Origin of the sequence: Longimicrobium sp. (assembly GCA_036387335.1) — a bacterium.
GTDB lineage: Bacteria > Gemmatimonadota > Gemmatimonadetes > Longimicrobiales > Longimicrobiaceae > Longimicrobium.
Genome location: DASVTZ010000248.1, coordinates 19,941 through 39,514, shown reverse-complemented (window position 1 = coordinate 39,514; position 19,574 = coordinate 19,941). Strand labels below are relative to the sequence as shown.

Here is a 19,574-nt window from a genome sequence, read left to right as displayed (position 1 = left end):
AGGTGACGCGCGCACTCACGCACTAACGCACTAACGCACTCACGCACCAAGCTGTCCACGCCGGCGACCGAACCACTCTCCCCACCCCTGCAGGAGCACGATCACCATGAAGCACCTCAACTTGGCGGCGCTGGCGCTGCTCACGGCGGCCGCGGCGTGCGGTCCGCGGATGCAGCCGGTGCGGCCCATCCAGGCGAACGGCGCCATCGTTCCTTCGCATGCGGACGAGACGGTGGAGCGGGCGCGCGCCGAGGGCGAGTCCGAGCGCGTGCGGCTGGCCGGGGAGCGCAACCGCAACGAGGCAGCCGCGCTGGCGTCGTGCGCCGGCGCCACCTGCGAGGCCATCGCCCGCGGCGAGCTGGCGCTGGGGATGACGCAGGCGCAGGTGCTGGCCGCCACCCGCAGCGGCGCCGCCGCCTGGGAGACGCGCGGCGACGGGCGCACCACCACGCTTGTCGCCCGCGACGAAGCGCACCTTCCCGCGGACCGCGTGGCGCCGGTGGCGTACGTGACGATGGAAGAGGGACGCGTTCGCTCCATCGCCTACCAGGAGCCCGAGGGCGTGCGGCTGGTGGCCAATGCCGGCGACGCGTCGCAGGCCGGGCGCTCGCGTGCGCGCGCCGCCGCGCTCCTTCGCGAAGGCGACGACTTCGCGGCGCGCGGCGACTTCCGCGCGGCGCTGGACCGCTACGACCGCGCCGACGTGATCGACGCCGGCAACCCGGAGACGACGCTCCGCATCGCGCGGGCGCTTGACAAGCAGCTGCGGCCCTACGAGGCCACCATCCGCTACCAGCTCTTCCTCCACCAGCTGGAGCTGGAGAAGATCCGCGCGCATGGCGACGCCTACGCGCACCTGTACCAGGCGGCCATCGTGGCGCAGCAGCGCATCATCGTCCTGCAGCGCGGCGGACGATGAGACCCGTCCCCGCCGCCCTGCGCGCGATCGCCGCCGCCCTCGTGGCGGCGGCGGTCGCCGGGTGCGCCGGTGGGGCGCGTTACCCCGCCCGTCCCGCCCCCGAGGCGCTCCCCGCCAACTCCCCGCTCCTCAGCTCCACGCTTGGCGAGACGGATGCCTGGCTTCGCCACTACCTGATGGAGGGGCGCGCCGACTCCGCGCTCCAGATGCTGCAGGAGCGCAGCAGGGTCGCCCCGCGCGACGAGCTCCTCCGCCACCTGCAGCTCGGCGTCGTTCTGCACCACGCGGGCAAGTGGGAGGAGAGCAACGCCGCCTTCCAGTGGGCCGAGGAAGAGGCGGAGCGGCGCTTCACCCGCTCCGTCACGCGGCAGGCGGCGATGGTGCTGGTGAACGACGCCGTCGCGGCGTACACCCCGCCCCCCGCCGAGATGGCGATGATCCCCTACTACCGAATGCTGAACTACCTGGCGCTCGGTGGCGGTGAAGGGACGCTGGTGGAGGCGCGCAAGGCCAACGCATACCTGGAGCGCATCCGCCAGGGGAGCAAGGAGCCCTGCGTGGGCGAGGGCTTCGTGCAGTACCTCACGGGTCTCGTGTACGACGGGGCGGGGGAGCGGCGCGATGCGCTCGTCTCCTACCGCCAGGCGGAGCGCGGCTACGACGCCTGCTCGCGGGACGACGCGGCGCCGCCGGCCACGCTGGGGATCGAGCTTTACCGCGCGGCCCGCGCCGCCGGTGTTCGCGAGGTGGCCGAATCGGCCGCGGTGCGCTACAAGGTGGCCGGTCCCGCGCTCAACGGCGGCACGGACGACGCGGAGCTGGTGGTGCTGGTGGAGGAGGGATGGGTGGCGCACCGCGGCGCCGCGGACATCCACGTCCCCATACCGCCGGACGAGGTGGAGGCGCTGCAGAGCGGCGACGCGGCGCGCATCACCCAGTCCACCGCGCGTGTGGCGGCGCACCTCCTGTCGAACCTGGCGGAGAAGGCGCGCTGGGGCGCCACCTGGGACGAGCGCTTCCTGCTCGCGGACGCGCTGGATGGCGCCCACATCCTCAAGCTGGCGTGGGCGGTCCCGCGGCTGGAGGCGTGCGCCCCCTCCGCCCTGCGCCTGGTGCTGGACGGCGACACGGCCGGCGTCCCCGTCGCCGCCTCCGACCTGTCGTCCGCGGTGACGCGGCGGTGGGATGCGCAGCGCCCCGCGATGGTGGCCCGCATGGTGACGCGCGGAGTCGCCAAGTACCTGGCCGCGCGCGAGGCGGAGAAGAAGGGGAACAAGGAGAGCGAGGCGCTCGGCTGGCTGGCCGCTCGCGCCGTGAACCTGGCCGGCAACGTGATGGAGCGCGCGGACACGCGAAGCTGGTCGCTCCTCCCGGACCGCATCTCGGTGGCGCGCCTCACCCTGCCGCCGGGCGAGCACGACGTCCAGATTCAGGTGCTCGCCGCCGACGGCAGCGTCGCGCAGACACTCGACTTGGGGCGCGTGTCGCTGGAGGCGGGCGCCACGCGCATCGTCCACCGGCGCGTGTGGGGCGCGGAAAGCGGCGATTACGAGCGCCTCGCCCACGCCGGCCCCGTCGCCACCGCCGACGAGCTGGCGCCGCTGATGGGTGAGCCCTCCGTGCCCGCCGCCGAAGTGCGGCCGCGCGACAAGCCCGCGGGCGAGCGGACCGCGGCCCGCCCTTCCACGCGCCGCGAGGGAGATCGTCCCGCCGCGATCCCCGCCGCGCGCGTCCCCGACTTCGGCCGCACCCGCGCGCCGGGCGAGGCGAGCGTGCCGGGCGCCGCCCCCCGACCGCGGCCGGAGTAAGCGACCGCACGCAAAAAGGCCCCGGCTCGCACTGCGGGCCGGGGCCTTTTGGTACGGAGCCGTGCTCCGTCTACATCCCGCTGAACGGGGTCAGGAACGCCACCATGAGGATGGGGACGAGCGGAATCATCAGGATCCCCAGGACCCAGAGGATCACTTCCACCATCGTGTAGTCGTCCTCGACCACCGGCTGGGCTTCCGTGCGGACGTTCAGATCGGCCATGGCTCGCTCGTTTCGCTGCGCGGACCGGGTCCGCGGTTGGTTCCCTGATGAGGCGACGGCGTATTCTATCGCCCCCCCGCCCCGATGTCCAGAAGCCTCAGCCGACGGTGGCTAGGCCGCGGAAGAAGGTGGCGGCCACGCGCGGCGCCATCGCCACCAACGGGCGGGTGCGGTCGCCCAGCAGCCACTCCAGCTCGATCTCCTCCAGCGCGCCGATCAGCATGCGCCGGGCGAGGGGCACGTCCGCGTCGGGCCGCAGCTCGCCGGAGTGCTGACCGCTCGCCAGCAGCTCGTCGATGGCCTGCGCGTACGAGCGCAGCACGTCGCGCACCGCCCCGCCGTAGAACTTGCTCGACTGCCGGCTCTCCAGCAGGAGCACGGTGGCCAGCGGCGGATCGGCCTCGATGCTCTCGAACTGGTGCGCCACGAACCTGGAGAGCCTCTCCTGGAAGGGCAGCGAAGACGAGAGCACGTCCCGCACCGACGCGCAGAACTCCGCCACCTTGTCGCGGAACGCGGTGAGGAGGAGGTCGTCCTTGCCGTCGAAGTAGAGGTAGATCGTCCCCTCCGCCACCCCCGCCCCCGCCGCGATGTCGCGAATGCGCGCGGCAAAGAAACCATTCTCCGCGAACACGCGCACCGCCGACTCCAGGATCGCGCGTCGGCGTGCTTCGCGGTTCTCGGGAAGTGGGCGGTCGCTCATGCGCGGAAGTTACGCCCCCGTCCCAAGGCGCGAAAGGTTTGCACCGGGTGCCCACGATAAACCTTCCTACGGGCGCGATTCAACGCGCCCGTGCCCGCCCCCACCTCGACCTGCTCCTCGCGCACAATCCCCTGGATCTTCTCCGTGCGCCGCAAATTTCGTAGGGGCAGACCTGCGTGTCTGCCCACCCTCGCCCTGGCCCCACCCTTCGCCCCCCGGCACCGATCCCGAAGGGGCTGCCCCACGTGGCTGCCCGTACCCCGTGCATACGCGGAGGCCCGCATCCAGAAGCGAATGAATTCGCCGCTGGACCCACGCAAAGTCCGCCTTCGCGACGCCTTCGCGGACTCGCATTCCCGCCCATGCGCGTGATCCTGGGGAGCCCGCCCTCGGCGCACCGTCCGGGCTTCTGCGGCGACTAAAGGATCTACCGCACGCCGGGCCGGCAATCGCTTAACACCGCGGTTCTCGCTACACGCGCAGTAGATCCTTCGCTCCGCGCGAAAGCTTGGAGCCGCGGCGAGGCCTGAGCCGCGCGTCGCTCAGGATGACAAAGTTTACGTGCCGCACGAGCCGGCTTCAGCCGGCTTCGCGTGGTTCCAGCCGGGGGATTCATCCCCCGGCGACGCATACCCCGGGCGACGCATCCCCCCGGCGACGCATCCCCCGCCGCCGCCGCCGGCCACACGGCACCACCCGCGCGACGCAAGAACGCAACAACGCACGAGGGCCGGGGAATCGCCCCGGCCCTCTTGCTCACCTAACTTAGCACTTAGCACTTAGCACTAGGCACTAGGCACTAGGCACTAGGCACTAGGCACTAGGCACTAGGCACTAGGCACTAGGCACTAGGCACTAGGCACTTCCGTCGCTAGAACCCCGGCTGCAGCGAAAACTGCCAGTGCCACCCCGTCGGCCGGTCGAGCGCGTTCACGTACACACCCTCCAGCACCGCGTATCCAAACAGGTTCACCCGCGCACCGACCCCGGCGCTGGTGAAGAGCCCGCGGTCGTTCGCCTCGGGGGCGGGGCCGCGGCGGAAGTTGGGGCGCGTCTCCAGCACCTCGTTGTTCACCGTCAGCACGTCGCCGTACGAAGTGCCGGCGTCGAAGAAGGCGATCCCCTCGATCGGCGGCAGCCCCAGCCCGCCTCCCACCACCACCTGCCGGATCAGCGGGAAGCGCAGCTCCGCGTTCGCGACGGCGAACCGGCTTCCGCGCAGCTGCTCCAGCGCACGGCACTCCACCGCGCTCCCCTGCGGGATGCCCGCGTTGAGCTGGTCGATGCAGGCGTTGGTGACGCTCCCCTGCGAGTAGCCGCGCATGATCTGCGGATAGCCCAGGTAGATGGGGCTCAGCCGCGCCTCGTCGCGCCCGTAGCGGCCGAAGTGCCAGCCGCGCACTGCGAAAGTCAGCGGGCGGAGGAAGAAGTACTTCCGGAAGTCCGTGGTGACCTGCGTGAAGCGGAGCGTCCCGATGGTGGGCGCCACCTCGAACCGGTACCGCATCCCCGCGAAGGGCGAGGTGTAGCCGAAGAGCGAGTTGTCGTACACCAGCGCCGCCGAGCCCTCGCCCAGGTTGTAGCCCGGAAGCGACTCCAGCTCCTCGTTGAACGCGCCGCCCGAAGTGAACTCCTCCGTCCGCAGGTCCTGCGCGATCCGCCGCGCCCCGGCCGAGAACTCCAGCCGCTGCACCTGCGAGAACGGGTACTGCGCGATCCCGCTGACGTTCGTGTCGAAGAGGCGGTACGTGATCCGCTGCGTGATGAGCTGGCCCGTCGATTGATCGACGCCCTGGCGGTATCCGCCGGCCACGTACGGAATGCGCTGCGCCGCGATGCCCAGGTTCCAGCGGTGCTCGCGGTTGATGTACGCCGCGCTCCCGCCGATCTCCTCGATGCGCCCCTGCGCCTGTATGGTGGCGTAGATGGTGTGGCGCGCCAGCACGTCGCTGAAGATGCCGCCGATGCCGCCGTACAGCCCGCCGCGCTGCCCGCCGACCCCGGAGCTCCCGGACACGCCCACCTGCGGCTGCCCCAGGTAGTCCAGCGACAGGCGCGGGCTGTAGTGCACCACCGCGTACTGGGCCACCTCGGCCTCGGTGGGAAGCCCCGTGGCGACGTCGTTGATGGTGGCCGACACCCGGTTGAACGCCGGCTCCGTGGGCCGCGGCGACGGCGGAAGGAGCGCCGGCAGCAGCACCCCGCTCGCCATCTGCGGTGCCTGCGGATCGGTGCCCGCCAGCTCCGTGGGATTGGCGATGGAGTACAGGTTGAAGTTGCTGCGCTCGTACGCCGAGAAGACCACCCGGTCCGCCTGCGTCGCCGAGCTCAGCGCGGGCGAGAGCGCCGTGACGCCGCTCACGCCGGTGAACAGGTTCGTCACCTGCGTCAGCCGCCCGCCGGCGAGATCCACCCGGTACACGTTGGGGATCCCCGTGCGGTCCGAGATGAAGTAGACCGCCGCGCCGTCCCGCGACCACTGCGGGTTGATGTTCTTGCTGCGGTCCTGCGCCGGCGCGATCCGCACCGCCCCCGTGGCGACGTCCAGCAGCCCCACGCGCACGTCACGCTGGTAGCGCAGCGAGTCCAGCGACACCCCGCGCTCCGTGGCGAAGGCGATCGTCCGCCCGTCCGGCGAGAAGGCGGGCTGCAGGTCGCCGTACAGGTCGTCCGTCAGCTGCCGCGCCTGCCCGGTGCGCACGTCCACCGTCCAGATGTCCGTGATCCCGCCCCTGTTCCCCGAAAACGCGATGGTGTTGCCGTCCGCCGACCAAGTAGGCGAAGAGATCTCGCTGACCCCCGGGATGCGGTACTCCCTGATGATGCTGGCGTTGCGCGTGTCCAGCGTCACCAGCACGTCGCTCCCCGTCCGCTGGGCGGAGAGCACGAAGCGGCGGTTGTCCGGCGCCCACGCCCCGGCCGAGTTGATGAAGCGCAGCGAGCTGAAGTGCGCGTCGAACGCCGGCCCCTTCACCAGCCGCCGCACGATAGTGCCCGTTTCCGCGTTGGCCAAAAAGAGCTCCACGTCCAGCCCGTCCAGATCGGATAGGAAGACGACCTGGCGCCCGTCCGGCGAGAGCGCCGGGCCCACGTTGTACCGCCCGCCCTTGCCGCGTTGCGTGATCAGCGGACGCGCCTCTTCGCGCGCCTCGCGCCGGTTGGTGAGCAGCGGCAGGTAGGTGCGGCGGATGGAGGTCTGCCAGTCTTCGACGATCGTCTCCAGGTCGGCGTTCAGGATGCGCTCGAACGCCTCGTCGTACGGAACCCCCTGGCCCACCTGCTTCAGGATCTGCCCCACCGCCGCGTCGCCCCAGCGCCCGCCGACGTACGACCAGAGCGCCTGCCCCCAGCGGTAGGGGAAGAACTGCGGGTCGTAGGTAAGCTGCCTCAGCGTGGGGACCTTTCCGGTGAGCGCGGCGTCGCGCAGCCACATGGCGGTGTGCGGGTCCACCGGGCCCACGGACAGGTACTCGGCCATCCCCTCGGTGAACCAGAGGGGGTTGTTGAGCCGCTGCGCCGCCTGCTCCAGCCCTGCCCCGGCGCGCCCGGCGCCGGTGATGTCGTACTGGAAGGCGTGCACCAGCTCGTGGCCCAGCACGTGGTCCGTCTCCTGGACGGTGCCGCCGAACGGCTGGATGATGCGCTGCTTGAACACCTCCGTAACGCCGCCCGTGCCCTCGCCCAGGTTGCCGGTGATGGCGTTCTGCTGGAAGTGCGGGGCGCTGGCGTACAGGATCAGCGGCTGGCGGTTCTCGAACTCGTAGTCCAGCACGCGCGACAGCCGCGAGTACCACCGCTCCACGTGGCGGGCGGCGTTGCGGGCCGCGGCTTCCTCTTCCGGGTAGAAGTACACGTCGAAGTGCGTCGTCCGCAGGATGCGGAAGTCGAACTCGCGGTACTGCACCTGGTTGCGCCCGAAGTACTGCGCGGACGCGGGTGTGGCGTACGCCGCCGCGGATACCGCGCCCACGCAGAGGGCAACGGCCCAGCGCGTGGCGCGTCGGAATGGAACGGACATGGGGATCTCCTCTACCCGGCCATGGGGGGGACGACCGTCGTGCATGCGCGGCGGGAGCGCGGCATCTTGCCGCGCCGCCAGGCTCCCGCGCCTGTGCGTTGTGCAATGCATCTACCGTACCCCGCGCACCCGCGAAAAGTTGTGCCTCAGCGCGGTCCAGTCGCGGCACCCTGGTCGAGCTGCTCCACCACGTCGCCGCCGTCGTCCTCGCCCAGGATCTCCGCGAGCCCCCAGATGGCGAGCGCCAGCACCAGCAGCCCGACGAGCCAGGGCCATTTTCCAAGCTTGCGCGTGCGTTCTACACGGATTTCGGCCATGGGGGGAGTGCGTTAGTGCGTGAGTGCGTAAGTGCGTTCGGACCGAGCGCACTCACGCAGTTGCCGTTCCGTTCCCCGGTGGTCCGTCCCTTGCGCGCGGGGTGGGCCGGCGGGCGAGTGCCGCACAGACAACGGATGACCGGGAGGATACGTGACGGAGCCGCAAGGACCGGCGGGGGAGATGGACAACGAGACGCACGCGGGGCACGTGCTGGAGGCGTACCGCGAGCGCCGCCGCCGCCGCCGGGCGGACGACACCTTTTTCGGAAGCGAGAGCCTCCTTCTGGGGAGCGGCGAGCCCTCCGATTCGCCGGACGGCGTGCGCCGCCGCGCCGAGCTGATGGGCGACGCCCGCGCGGTCGGCATGTCGCCCGAGCTGGCGGATATGATGTACGACATCGCCCTGGAAGAGGGGCTCGACCCCATGCTGGCCTTCGAGCTGGTGCGCAGCGGCCTGGGTGTGGCGCCCCCCGAGGAGGGCCTCGACAACGCCCCCTCGCAGCCGACCACGGACAAGTACACGCCCGGATGGCTGATCCAGCCGCCCACCCCGACCGACGACATGCTTCGCGAGCGGATGCTGCGCCTCTCCTTCCGCCGCGTCCGCGGCCTCCTGGAAGCGCACCCCGACCCCGACGACGCCTTCCGCGCCTTCGCCCGCGAGCCGGACGTGGGTGCGTACGGGTATTGAGGGGAATGGGGAATGGGGAATGGGGGACACAGATGTTGTAGGGGCGCGATTTATCGCGCCCGTGCCTGACGCCGCCCCGCGCCCTGCATGACCGCGCGATTCCTGTAGGGGCAGACCTGCGTGTCTGCCCGCCCCTGCCCGCGCCGCCATTCTCGCTGCAGGGCCGGGGTTTCGTAGGGGCTGCCCCATGTGGCTGCCCGTGCCCGCAGCCGCGCGGTGCCGGTGCCCCAGCCAGCGGGAACGCGGGGTGGGCGAGAACGCACTCACGCACTAACGCACTTCCGTTGCCCCGCGCCGCCCTTTCCGCGAGATTGCAGGATTGTGAACCAAACCGCCGATCGCAGGAGAGTACCCGTTGACCGATACGAACACCGAAGCCGCCGCCGCACCGCTCTTCACCGAGCTCGGGCTGGAGCCCGACGTGCTGGCGACGCTTGAAGCATTAGGGTACGAAGAGCCCACCCCCATCCAGGTGGAGGCGATCCCGACCCTCCTGGCCGGGCGCGACGTGCTGGGGCAGGCCGCCACCGGCACCGGCAAGACCGCCGCGTTCGCTCTGCCGCTGGTGCAGCGCATCGACGCGAACCTGCGCGGAGTGCAGGCGCTGGTTCTGGCGCCCACGCGCGAGCTGGCCGTGCAGGTGGCCGAGGCCACGCACCGCTACGGCGCCAAGCGCGGCGTGAGCGTGCTGGCCGTGTACGGCGGCCAGCCCATCGACCGCCAGCTCCGCGAGCTGCGCCGCGGCGTCAACGTCGTGGTGGGCACCCCGGGGCGCATCCTGGACCACATCCGCCGCGGCTCGCTGGACCTTTCCGCCGTCGGCTACGTGGTGCTGGACGAGGCGGACGAGATGCTGGACATGGGGTTCATCGAGGACATCGAGACGATCCTCACCGAGACCCCGGCGGGACGGCAGACGGCGCTCTTCTCCGCCACCTTCCCGCCCCGCATCGCGCAGCTCGCCGCGCGCCACATGAGCGACCCGGTGCGCGTGACCGTGCGCGCGCCGAAGCTGGAGACGCCGCTGGTGAGGCAGGCGGCGTACGTGGTGCCGCGGCCGTACAAGCTGGAGGCGCTGGCCCGCGTGCTCGACCTGGAGGCGCCCACCTCCGCCATCCTCTTCTGCCGCACCCGCAACGAAGTGGACGAGCTGAACGAGGCGCTCTCGGTGCGCGGCTACAGGCCGGAGGCGCTGCACGGCGGCCTCAACCAGGCGCAGCGCGACCGCGTGATGAAGCGCTTCCGCGACGGCACCGCGGACCTGCTGATTGCCACCGACGTGGCTGCGCGCGGGCTGGACGTGGAGCACGTGAGCCACGTCATCAACTACGACATCCCGCAGACGCCCGAGGTGTACGTCCACCGCATCGGGCGCACGGGCCGTGCCGGGCGCGAGGGGACGGCCATCACCCTGGTGCAGCCGCGCGAGCAGGGGCTGCTGCGCGGGATCGAGCGGGTGGTGGGCCGCCCCATCGAGGTCGCCCGCGTCCCCACCGTCGCCGACCTGCGCGCGCGGCGCGTGGAACTGCTCCGCTCCGCCATTCGCGAGACGATCGAGGAGGACGAGTTCGACGGCTACCGCGAGATCGCGGCGTCGCTTGCGGAGGACGGCTACGATCCGCTGGACATCGCGGCAGCCGCGGCCAAGCTGGCGGCCGACGCCACGCGCGGCGAGGAGCCGGAGAACGAGGTGGAGATCCCGCAGTGGGAAAACCGGCCCCAGCGCCCGCACGACGACACCCGCGGCCCCCGCGGCCGGCGCGACAGCTTCGACGGTCCGGGCCGTGACGGCCCCCCGCGCGGGCGCCGTCCGCGCGCGGACATGACGCGCCTCTTCATCGGAGTGGGCCGCCGCCGCGGCATCCGCCCGGGCGACATCGTGGGCGCCATCGTCGGCGAGGCCAAGATTCCCGCAGAGGGGATCGGCTCCATCGAGATCGCCGACCAGTTCACCCTGGTGGAGGTGGCCGAGGAGCACGCGGACCACGTGATCCGCACCATGTCGCGCGCCGCCATCAAGGGCCGCCCCGTCTCCATCCGCCGCTCGCACGACTGAACCGCGGGGCTCACGCGGAGGCGCGGAGACGCGGAGAGAGGCGCGGGGGAGTTTCCCCCGCGCCTCTTTGCTATTCCTTCACCCAGAGGATCAAGATGTCACGCGAAGGCGCAAAGACGCCAAGGGAAAGACACGAATTTCGTTCTTTGCGCCTTCGCGCCTTTGCGTGAGACTATTCCCTATTACCCGCGCAGGGCGGCGGCAACCGCTTCGCTGGGGGTGGTCGGGGCACGGCCGATCAGGCGGCGGAGGTCGTCGCGGTCGGTGGTGAGCTCGCCGCGCGCGATGCCACGGTCGGAGTCGGCCAGCATGCGGGCGAGCGGCTCCGGCAGCCCGAAGCTCGCCAGCACCCCGGTGTAGGCATCCTCGGAGAGGTTCCTGTATTCGACCGGGCGGCCGCTCTCGCGCGCGATGATCGCGGCGAGCTCCGGGAGCGTGAACGGGTCGCCGCCGAGCTCGTACGTCTGGTTCTCGTGCCCGCTCCCGGTGATCACCGCCGCCGCCGCGGCCGCGAAGTCCGCACGAGACGCCGCGCTGACCCCGCCGTCGTCGGCGCTGCCGAGAAGCGCGCCGTGCTCCACCGTCGAGGCGAGGCTGCCCGTGTAGTTCTCCAGGTACCAGCCGTTGCGCAGGAAGACGAACGGGATCCCCGACGCGCGAATGATCTCCTCCGACGCACTGTGCTCCACGGCGAGCTGCATCCTGCCCGTGTCCGCGTTCAGGATGCTGGTGTACGCCAGCAGCCGGACGCCCGCGTCGCGAGCCGCATTCACCACGTTGCGATGCTGCGCCGCGCGCTGCCCCAGCTCGTTGCCCGAGACCAGGAGCAGCTTCTCCACGCCCTGCAGCGCCGTGGCCAGGGTGTCGGGCTGCGTGTAGTCCGCCGCGCGCACCTGCACGCCGCACGCGGCGAGGTCCCGCGCCTTCTCCGGGCTGCGCGCCAGCGCGACGATCTCGCCGGCCGCGACGCCGCGCTCCAGCAGGTTCTCGATTACGAGGCGGCCGAGGTGGCCGGTGGCTCCGGTGACTGCGATCATGTTGGCTCCTGCCCGTGGCCGGGCGAGTTGTGGTTCGGTTTGTATCTGTGGTTGATACACATACCGGCGCGGCTGGGTCAGCGTGCCGCGCCCTGCTCCTCCCGCGCGCCGATCTCCGCGGCGGTGTCCGCGATGGTGGTGCGGTCGAGCTCCGACTCCAGCGCCTGCCGGGCGGCATCGAAGCGCGCCTCCAGCATCGGCTGGATGTTGCGGCCCACGGGGCAGCGCGCGTTCGGCTGCTCGCGATGGAGGCCGAAGAGCTCGCCCTCATCCACCGCGCGATACACGTCGCGCAGCGTGATCTGCTCCGCGGGGCGGGCCAGCAGCGCGCCCCCGCCGGCGCCCATCCGCGACGTGGTCAGCCCCGCCCGCGTCATCTGCGACAGGAGCCGCCGCACCAGCGACGGGTTCGTGTTCACGCTCCCCGCGATGTACTCCGAGGTGACCGGCGTCCCCTCGCTGCGGGCGATCAGCGTCAGGATGTGGACCGCGACGGTGAATCGGCTGTTCATCAGCGCCTCCGTTGTGTGTATCCATGATAGTAACATTTAAGATCGCGGTCAACCCCGCACGCCGCGAACGGCTCAGAGGAAAGGCGACGGCACCTCTGCGTCGATGACGCCGGCCTGGCGGGCACGCGCGAAGAGGGCCTCGATCGCGCGCGCGCCCTCCTCCTCCACATCAACCGAGAAGCGGTTCACGTACAGGTCGATGTGCTGCTGCGTCACGACGTCGTCCATCTCCTGCGCGTGGGCACGCACGTACGGGCGCGACGCCTCGGGATCGGCGAACGCGAACTCGACCGAGCGCCGGATGCCGTCCTCCACCGCGCGGATCGCGTCCTCGCCCAGCGCGCGGCGCGCCAGGATGCCGCCGAGGGGGATCGGGAGGCCGGTGGTCGCTTCCCACCATTCGCCCAGGTCCACGACGCGCACCAGCCCGTGCTGCGGGTAGGTGAAGCGCGACTCGTGGATGATGAGCCCCGCATCGAACTCGCCGCGCGCGACGGCTGGCATGATGTCGCTGTACACCCGCTCCACTCCCGGCGCCGCATCGGGCGCGAAGAGGCGTAGGAGGAGGTTCGCCGTCGTGTTGCGCCCGGGGATGGCGATGCGCGCATTCGCCAGCTCCGCCGCATCCATCTCGCGGCGCGCCACGACGAGCGGCCCGCACCCGCGCCCCAGCGCCCCGCCGCTGCGCAGGAGCACGTAGTCGCGCAGCAGCCCGGGGATGGCCCCGTACGAGATCTTGGTGACGTCGAGCGCCGCCTCCGCCGCCAGCCGGTTCAGCGTCTCCACGTCCTCCAGCCGCTCCTCGAAGCGAAGCCCATCCACCTCGATCCGCCCATGCACGAGCGCGTCGAAGATGAAGGTGTCGTTCGGGCACGGCGAATACCCCAGCGTCAGCACGTCGCTCATTCCCCGGTCACCCTAGCCGCTCGCGCAGACCCGTGAGGTGCGCCGTGTGATGATCCCCGTGCCAGGCGTACAGCGCCAGCACGGAATTCAGCGGCATGTCGCCCCACTCCGGGTGCTTGAGCGTGCGGCTCCACTCGGCATCCTGCACCGAGCTGAGGAGGGTGACCCAGCGCAGGTGAAGTGCGTCGAGCAGCGCCAGCGACACCTCAGGCGGCGTGTCGCGCGTGTCGGGGAGGTTCGCCCAGAGCGCCTCGTCGTACGTCTTGATGGCGGGGTTGTCTTCCGTGAGGGCCAGCTTGAAGCGCACGTACGCGTTCATGTGGCTGTCCGGAAGGTGGTGCACGAGCTGCCGCACCGTCCATCCGCCCTCGCGGTAGGGCGTGTCCAGGTGATCCGGGCCCAGCGCCGCCACCACCGCGCGGAAGCGTGCCGGCGCCGCCTCGATGCGCGCGATCCACTCGCGCCGCCGCTCGGGCGTGACCTCGCCCTCCAGCCGGAACTTGCCGATGGGGAACCGCGGGTCGTTCTGCTCCAATGCCGCCTCCTGGTAGCCGGGGTGTCGCTGGAAACGGCGCACAAGCTACCCCGCGGCCGGTGCGGGGCGCAAACGATTGGGGCCCGGCCAACCCGCGCCGGACCCCGGTTCCCCACAGTGCGATTGAGACCAGCTACCTGCGATACGTCGCCAGCAGGTTCCCCAGCGCCACCTGCACGCCGCGGGCCCCGGAGGTGTTGCGGCCGTTGTAGATGAAGGAGAACGCCACGCGCTCGCCGCTCGCCGTCTTCACGTAGCCGGAGAGCGAGCGCACCTGGCGGATGTAGCCCGTCTTGGCGTGCAGGTTCCCCGCGGCCGCCGTCCCCACGAACATCCGCTTCATGGTGCCGCCCGGGTCGCCGGCCACGGCCAGCGACTCGTGGAACACCCGCGAGTACGGCGCCTTGTCCGCGAACTTCAGCGTCATCACCATCGAGTTGGCGCTGGTGCGGTTGTTGGCCGAGAGTCCCGACCCGTCCGCCTGCCAGAGCTGCCCGTACGGCACCCCGGCGTTGCGGTGGAAGAAGTTGGCCGACGCCGGGCCGCCCCGCGTGTAGCTTCCCTGGCCGGTGGTCTTGGCCACCGCTGCCTTCCAGAAGTGCTCGGCGAAGAAGTTGTCCGAGTGCTGGTTGAGCTGCGGCACCATCTCGGCGAGCGTCAGCGAGAGGTGGCGGTGCGCCAGCTTCGCCCCGCGCGGCGTGCGCTGCAGCTTGACCGCGCCGTTCACCTGGATCCCCGCCTCGCGCATGGCCTGGCGCAGCGCGGCGGGGGCGAGCAGCGCCGGCTCGAACGCGCCCACCGGAAAGCGCGTCCCCGGCCGCCCGATGCCGCCGCGCAGCCGCACCGTGTCCTGCTCCGGCCTGCGCACCGCGTATCCGCGCCCGCCGCGGCTCTGCCAGACGACGGGGATCTCCGGCACGTCCGGGTGCAGCACGAAGCCGTTCGGCCCCTGCCCGTTCGGCTCCACCCACAGCATGTTGCGCTGGTAGGGGAGGCCGCTCACCGTGGGCGCGTAGTGGGCGGCGCCCATCCCCGTGTCCAGCGGCCATGCGGGCCCGAAGTTCTGCCGGTCGTGGATCGTCGCGTCGCCGATGACGCTGCCGGTCACCTGGTTGATCCCCAGCGCCTTGAGACGCCGCGCCATGGTGCGCAGCGGGTCGAGGTTGTCCTTTTCGTACGACGGATAGCCGAAGCCGGGGTCGCCCGAGCCGCGGATGATCACGTCGCCCTGCAGCACGCCGTTCTGGATGTTGCCGTTGATCAGCAGGTCGGTGGGGAAGCGGTAGTCCGGCCCCAGCACCCCCAGCGCCCAGATGGAGGAGTAGACCTTGTTGTTGGACGCGGGGACCTTGGGCTGCTCCGCGTTGATGGCGAACAGCGTCTGGTTGCGGTCCAGCGAGTAGGCCATGATGGTCCACTCGCTCTTGTTGGGCACGACGGCGTCGGCCTGGGCCTGGAGGGGCCCCGCCGCGCCCTGCGTACCCGCCGAGCCCACCGTGGCCGCCGCCCCGCCCAGCGCCGCGGCGATGGCCGCGGCCCACATCCTCCCCCTCGTCATCGTGCGGCCGTCTGCCCTTCCGGGCCCGCGGGTTCCACCGTGGCCCCGGCGCCGCGCCGCGTCTCGCCCAGCTCTTCCAGGATCTGCTGCTGGAGCCTGAACGAGGCCCGCGTGTTCTCCTCGATGTCCATGGTGAGCTCGAAGAAGGCGGCGATGGAGAACATCGCCACCGCGCCCAGCACGCTGGAGAGGAGGATGCCGACCCCCTCCATCCCATCCGTCCGGTTGCCGCCGAGCGCGCCGAAGAAGGCAACGCCGCCGACCACCAGGATGATCACGGCGAGGAAGCGGAGCACCCCCAGCAGGATGCGGATGCTCCCGTAGCGTTCCTCCAGCCCTGCGAGGCGGCGGGGCGCGCGGCGCTCCTTGAGGAGGTTGCCGCAGTTGGGGCAGCGCTCCAGCGTGGGGTCATCCACCACCGTGTTGCAGTTGGTGCACTGCACGGGGGTGGAGAAGAGGTGCAAAGCCATCGAAGGGTCTGGGTTCGCTCGAAAACTGTGACGTGCGGCAACCCGCCGCGGAAGCCGTGCAGGGGAGCAACGCGCGTGCCACCACCCCATCCCCCCGCCCGTCGCCCGCCCGCCCCTCCACGAACAGTGTCGCCTCCCGGTATGCCCGCGCAGACCCGGTGGGCCCGCCCGTGCCCGGCCCCGCCGACGCACGCGCATATCCCGTAGGGGCCGCCCCACGTGGCTGCCCGTGCCCGCCCCCTCCCCACCCCCCGCCCCCCGCACACGAAATCCGTAGGGGCAGACCTGCGTGTCTGCCCACCCTCAGCCCCCGCATCCAAACCGTCAATATTGTCACAACACCCCCGCCCGACTATCATGCCATCATCCCCCCGCGCTGATCCTGGCCCACGGGCGCCGCCACCTCCCCCCAGATCCGCGCCGCCCGCGCCGGCCCGCCTTTCCCGCGCCCGAAAACGCGGCGGGCCGCACCCTCCCAGTGCGGCCCTCCAACACCACCCCGCGCGCCCTCCTCCCGCCCCGCGCCGGGCCCGACCTCATCAGTTCAACCAGGTCTTCTCCGGCCTTCCCTGCTCCCGCGCCGCCTCGCGCAGCCGGAAGAGCTCGCCCGCGAATCCCGCGGCCACGGTGTCGAACGCACCCCGTTCACGCGCGTCGCGGGGCGTCATCCCCACGAACTGCCTGAACGCCGCCTTGAGGCTCACCGCGCTGGCGTACCCGCTCACCCCGGCGATGGCGCCCACGGTGCGCCCGGGGTCGTCCAGCATCTCGGCGGCCAGCAGGAGGCGCAGCCAGGCGAGGAGCCGGCGCGGGGGCGGGAGGTCGGCGCGCTCGCACCAGCGGAGGACGGTGCGCTCGTTCACCCCCAGCGCCGCCGCCAGCTCCGCCGCGAGCCCCCCCGCGGCCACCGTCTCCGCCGCCGCGGCCAGCAGCGCGCGCGAGCGGCTGGGGACCGTGCGGGGAAGGGCACGCTCCAGCAGGCGGTGCACCGTGCGCGCCCGCACCCCGTCCACGCGGCGGGCCAGCGCGGGAACGGTATCCTCGCGGCCGCGCACGATCACGTCCGCCACCCCCCAGGCAAAGAGCTCGCGCAGCGTGTCGCCGCGGCCCAGGGCGGGGCTCACCACCGCGAGCACCGTGGCCGAGGGGAACTCCTCCAGCAGCACGCGCAGCTCGCCGGGCGGCTCGTGCCGGGGGTCCACCACGCTGATGGCCGTGGCCGGCGCGCGGCGCAGCGAGGCGCGCAGCGAGTCCCAGTCCGGCACCCGCACCAGCTCCTCGGCGTCGCTCAGGACGCCGCACAACCGCGACTTCAGATCCGGGTCCTCGTGGAGCAGGAACACCGGTCGGATCACCGTCTGCATCTGCTGTCCCGATAGCGTAGGTTTTACGACGCGTCTTGACCTGCCACCACTTACGGGCGCACCTTTCCGCAGCTTCCCGCTCACACCCCATTCCCACACCGGAGCCGAACGATGAAGATCGTGCGCATCCTTCCACTCGCCTGCCTCATCTGTCTGCTGACCGCCTGCGGCTCCGACAGCATCACCGGGCCCGACGTCGACAGCGTCGCGCCGCCCGCGAAAGCCCAGGAGCTCGGGAACGGCACGATGGGGAGCGGCGGCTGAGCCGCGCCGCGCCTACGCCGGAGCGGACTGCAGCTCCGAACGCCGCCGCAGGAAACGGCCGAACTCGCCGGCCAGCCGCTCCGCGTCCCGCGCGATCTCGGCCGGCTCCTCCGCCGCGGGTGTGCGCACCGCGAGGCGGCGGCGCGCGGAGTCGAGCTGCCCCTCGGCCAGCATGCGCGTGTGGCTCTCGTTTCGCGCGGCCGCCATGCCGGCGGCGCGCGAGGCCGTCTCTTCCGCGCGCGCCCACTCCGCCATCGTGTTGTCCGCGCGCGCCAGCAGCAGGAGCGATTCGGCGGCGACGGGGGCGCACGCGGAGCCGCGATCCAGCAGCGCGAGGGTGGCCGCGCGGTTCTCCTCGTAGCGCGCCCGGTCGCCGGCGCCCGCAGCCGCGCGCGCGGCGTTGGCCACCACCAGCGCCTGCGCCGTGGGCTCGGTGAAGCAGGGCAGGATCTGCTCGAACACGGGGAGCGCGCGGCCGAAGTAGCCCTGCTGCGACCAGAAGCAGCCCACGTCGTGCGCCAGCGCCGGGAGACGCGGGTGCGCCGGCCCATACGCCTGCACCGCGGACTCCGCGTGCGCGTACGCCTCGTCCACGCGGTGCGCGTCCAGCGCGAACACGAAGAGCTCGTGGTGCGCGGCCCCCGCCAGCCCGCGCATGCGGCGGCGGCGCGCGGTGCGCAGCGCGCGCCCCACCACGGCGCGCGCGGCGGGGTAGTTGCCGCCGCGGTGGTAGAGCACCCCCAGCCCCACGAAGGCCCAGCCGTACGACTCCCAGTCCTTGCCGCGCGCCAGCTTCACGGCGCGGCGGAACCACGTTTCCGCGCGTGCGTGGTCCGCGGCGTCGCGGGCGAGGCGCGCGGTGGCCAGCGCCAGCCGCGGATCGCCTGGGCGGGCCAGCGCCGCCGCCTGCGAAAAGGCCAGGCGCGTGGCGGGCGCATCGCCCTCGGCCCAGCGGGCGATGGCGCGGCAGGCGTGCGCCACCCGCGCCCGGCTCGCCTCCTCCGGCGCTCCCATCATCTCCGCCACCACCAGCAGGGGCGCCCAGAGCGACGGATCCGCCCCGCACGCCCGGATCTCCGCCCGGCGCTCCTCGCCCGCGTCCGCCGGAAAGAGCCCACCCCGCTCCGCCGCGGGCGCGCCCAGGTAGAGCATCACGTCGCGCAGCGTGGCCCACAGCAGCACCCCCAGCTCGCCGGGGATCTCCTGTAGGATCTCGGCCCCTTCCGGCCCGCTTCCGCGCCGCGTGAGCGGAACGGTCGGGACGTAGCAGCGGCCGGTGCGCGCGCGCGTGGAGCGTGGAGGCGAGAGCTTCATCATGGGCTCCGGAGGGGTAGGAAATCGGAAACGGAACGCGTGCTGCGGTGTTTCCGGCCAGAAAGTAAGAAGGTTTCGCTCCGCGGAACAGGGTTCCGATTTCGGGCGACGATTAAGATTGCGTGTCGGGCGTGGCAAGAAGCGCGTCGAGCACGCGGCCGCGGTGGGCCAGGAACTCGCTCGTCACTCGATACGCCTCGGTCCGTTCGTACGGCGTGCGCTCGATCCCCTCCGCTCCCAGCGCATAGATCCAGGCGTTCGGGTAGGCCAGGAGGAGAGGCGAGTGGGTGGCAAATATCAGTTGCGATCCGCGCGCCACCATGCGGTGCACGAGCCCCAGCAGCGAGAGCTGCCGGGCGGGCGAGAGGGCGGCCTCAGGCTCGTCGAGGAGGTATACGCCGGGCCGGCTCATCCGGTTTTCAAAGAGCGCGAGAAAGGCCTCGCCATGCGACATCTCGTGGAGCGGGCGGTCTCCGTACGCCTTCGCGAGCGCGCCGCCGAACGCTTTGGCCCGGTCGAGCCGCTCCACCTCGGTGGCGAGGTTGAAGAAGCTCTCCGCCCTCAAAAAGAATCCGTCGGGCGGCCGGCGCCCCGCCAGCCCCAGGTCCAGATACCCGTGCAGCACGGAGTGCGACGGCCGCGTCACGAAGCGGATGTTGCGCCCTCCGCCCTCCGCATTCAGCCCCAGCGCGATCGCCGCCGCCTCCAGCAGCGTGCTCTTTCCCGATCCGTTCTCGCCGGCGAGAAAGGTGACCGCGGGGTGGAGGGGCATCGTGTCCAGGCCGCGTACGGCGGGAAGGCTGAACGGGTACACGTCGAAGGACGGCACCCATTCGCGTTCCAGGCGTAGGTGGGGGAGCGGCATGGGACGGCGGAGTG

Annotated in this window: 18 protein-coding genes; 5 read left to right on the top strand and 13 right to left on the bottom strand. The window is 71.7% G+C overall.

All coding sequences use genetic code 11. The features are described from left to right. Positions 1–106 precede the first annotated feature (106 nt). Entirely contained in the window at positions 107–919 is an 813-nt protein-coding gene (locus tag VF647_25355; protein ID HEX8455432.1) for a hypothetical protein, read from the top strand. Further along, positions 916–2,727, top strand: a complete 1,812-nt coding sequence (locus VF647_25350; GenBank protein HEX8455431.1) for a hypothetical protein — start codon at positions 916–918, stop codon at positions 2,725–2,727. Before VF647_25355 ends, VF647_25350 begins: the two co-directional genes overlap by 4 nt. 70 nt (positions 2,728–2,797) lie before the next feature. Here the strand turns inward: VF647_25350 and VF647_25345 are convergent, their stop codons facing one another. The 4 genes from VF647_25345 to VF647_25330 all read right to left on the bottom strand — a co-directional run bounded on the left by VF647_25345 (position 2,798) and on the right by VF647_25330 (position 7,988). Then, positions 2,798–2,950, bottom strand: a complete 153-nt coding sequence (locus tag VF647_25345; protein HEX8455430.1) for a hypothetical protein — start codon at positions 2,948–2,950, stop codon at positions 2,798–2,800. 97 nt (positions 2,951–3,047) lie between these two features. Next, the gene (locus tag VF647_25340) at positions 3,048–3,653 is read right to left on the bottom strand and encodes a TetR/AcrR family transcriptional regulator (GenBank protein ID HEX8455429.1); all 606 of its coding nucleotides are present in this window, start codon (positions 3,651–3,653) and stop codon (positions 3,048–3,050) included. Between the two features lie 871 nt (positions 3,654–4,524). After that, the gene (locus VF647_25335; protein ID HEX8455428.1) at positions 4,525–7,671 is read right to left on the bottom strand and encodes a hypothetical protein; all 3,147 of its coding nucleotides are present in this window, start codon (positions 7,669–7,671) and stop codon (positions 4,525–4,527) included. Between the two features lie 146 nt (positions 7,672–7,817). Further along, positions 7,818–7,988: a hypothetical protein gene (locus VF647_25330; protein ID HEX8455427.1), complete on the bottom strand. Its 171-nt coding sequence runs from the start codon at positions 7,986–7,988 to the stop codon at positions 7,818–7,820. A gap of 151 nt (positions 7,989–8,139) precedes the next feature. Here VF647_25330 and VF647_25325 point away from each other — a divergent pair, with 151 nt between their 5' ends. Together VF647_25325 and VF647_25320 are read left to right on the top strand one after the other, a co-directional pair. Beyond that, positions 8,140–8,679, top strand: a complete 540-nt coding sequence (locus VF647_25325) for a hypothetical protein (protein ID HEX8455426.1) — start codon at positions 8,140–8,142, stop codon at positions 8,677–8,679. Positions 8,680–9,034: 355 nt separating this feature from the next. Further along, complete coding sequence (locus VF647_25320; GenBank protein ID HEX8455425.1) at positions 9,035–10,735, top strand: DEAD/DEAH box helicase; 1,701 nt, start codon at positions 9,035–9,037, stop codon at positions 10,733–10,735. A 182-nt stretch (positions 10,736–10,917) separates the two neighbouring features. Here VF647_25320 and VF647_25315 read toward each other — a convergent pair whose 3' ends face one another. From VF647_25315 to VF647_25285, 7 genes are all read right to left on the bottom strand, one after another. After that, positions 10,918–11,772, bottom strand: coding sequence for an SDR family oxidoreductase (locus VF647_25315; GenBank protein ID HEX8455424.1), 855 nt, complete (start codon positions 11,770–11,772; stop codon positions 10,918–10,920). Between the two features lie 77 nt (positions 11,773–11,849). Continuing rightward, positions 11,850–12,284: an Rrf2 family transcriptional regulator gene (locus tag VF647_25310; GenBank protein HEX8455423.1), complete on the bottom strand. Its 435-nt coding sequence runs from the start codon at positions 12,282–12,284 to the stop codon at positions 11,850–11,852. A 72-nt stretch (positions 12,285–12,356) separates the two neighbouring features. Beyond that, the gene (locus VF647_25305; GenBank protein ID HEX8455422.1) at positions 12,357–13,190 is read right to left on the bottom strand and encodes a 1,4-dihydroxy-6-naphthoate synthase; all 834 of its coding nucleotides are present in this window, start codon (positions 13,188–13,190) and stop codon (positions 12,357–12,359) included. 7 nt (positions 13,191–13,197) lie between these two features. Next, complete coding sequence (locus VF647_25300) at positions 13,198–13,767, bottom strand: putative metal-dependent hydrolase (GenBank protein ID HEX8455421.1); 570 nt, start codon at positions 13,765–13,767, stop codon at positions 13,198–13,200. 91 nt (positions 13,768–13,858) lie between these two features. Beyond that, the gene (gene dacB / locus VF647_25295; protein HEX8455420.1) at positions 13,859–15,268 is read right to left on the bottom strand and encodes a D-alanyl-D-alanine carboxypeptidase/D-alanyl-D-alanine-endopeptidase; all 1,410 of its coding nucleotides are present in this window, start codon (positions 15,266–15,268) and stop codon (positions 13,859–13,861) included. An 11-nt stretch (positions 15,269–15,279) separates the two neighbouring features. Next, positions 15,280–15,753 (bottom strand): hypothetical protein, encoded by a 474-nt coding sequence (locus VF647_25290; GenBank protein HEX8455419.1) that lies wholly within the window; start codon positions 15,751–15,753, stop codon positions 15,280–15,282. Positions 15,754–16,292: 539 nt separating this feature from the next. After that, positions 16,293–17,108: a helix-turn-helix domain-containing protein gene (locus VF647_25285; GenBank protein ID HEX8455418.1), complete on the bottom strand. Its 816-nt coding sequence runs from the start codon at positions 17,106–17,108 to the stop codon at positions 16,293–16,295. A gap of 120 nt (positions 17,109–17,228) precedes the next feature. Between VF647_25285 and VF647_25280 the strand changes: the two genes are divergently transcribed. Next, positions 17,229–17,381 (top strand): hypothetical protein, encoded by a 153-nt coding sequence (locus VF647_25280; protein HEX8455417.1) that lies wholly within the window; start codon positions 17,229–17,231, stop codon positions 17,379–17,381. Positions 17,382–17,393: 12 nt separating this feature from the next. On the opposite strand, the gene VF647_25275 is transcribed toward VF647_25280, so the two are convergent. Together VF647_25275 and VF647_25270 are read right to left on the bottom strand one after the other, a co-directional pair. After that, on the bottom strand, positions 17,394–18,695 hold the full coding sequence (locus tag VF647_25275; GenBank protein HEX8455416.1) for a tetratricopeptide repeat protein: 1,302 nt from the start codon (positions 18,693–18,695) through the stop codon (positions 17,394–17,396). A 112-nt stretch (positions 18,696–18,807) separates the two neighbouring features. Further along, positions 18,808–19,524, bottom strand: coding sequence for an AAA family ATPase (locus VF647_25270; GenBank protein ID HEX8455415.1), 717 nt, complete (start codon positions 19,522–19,524; stop codon positions 18,808–18,810). Positions 19,525–19,574: the final 50 nt, after the last annotated feature.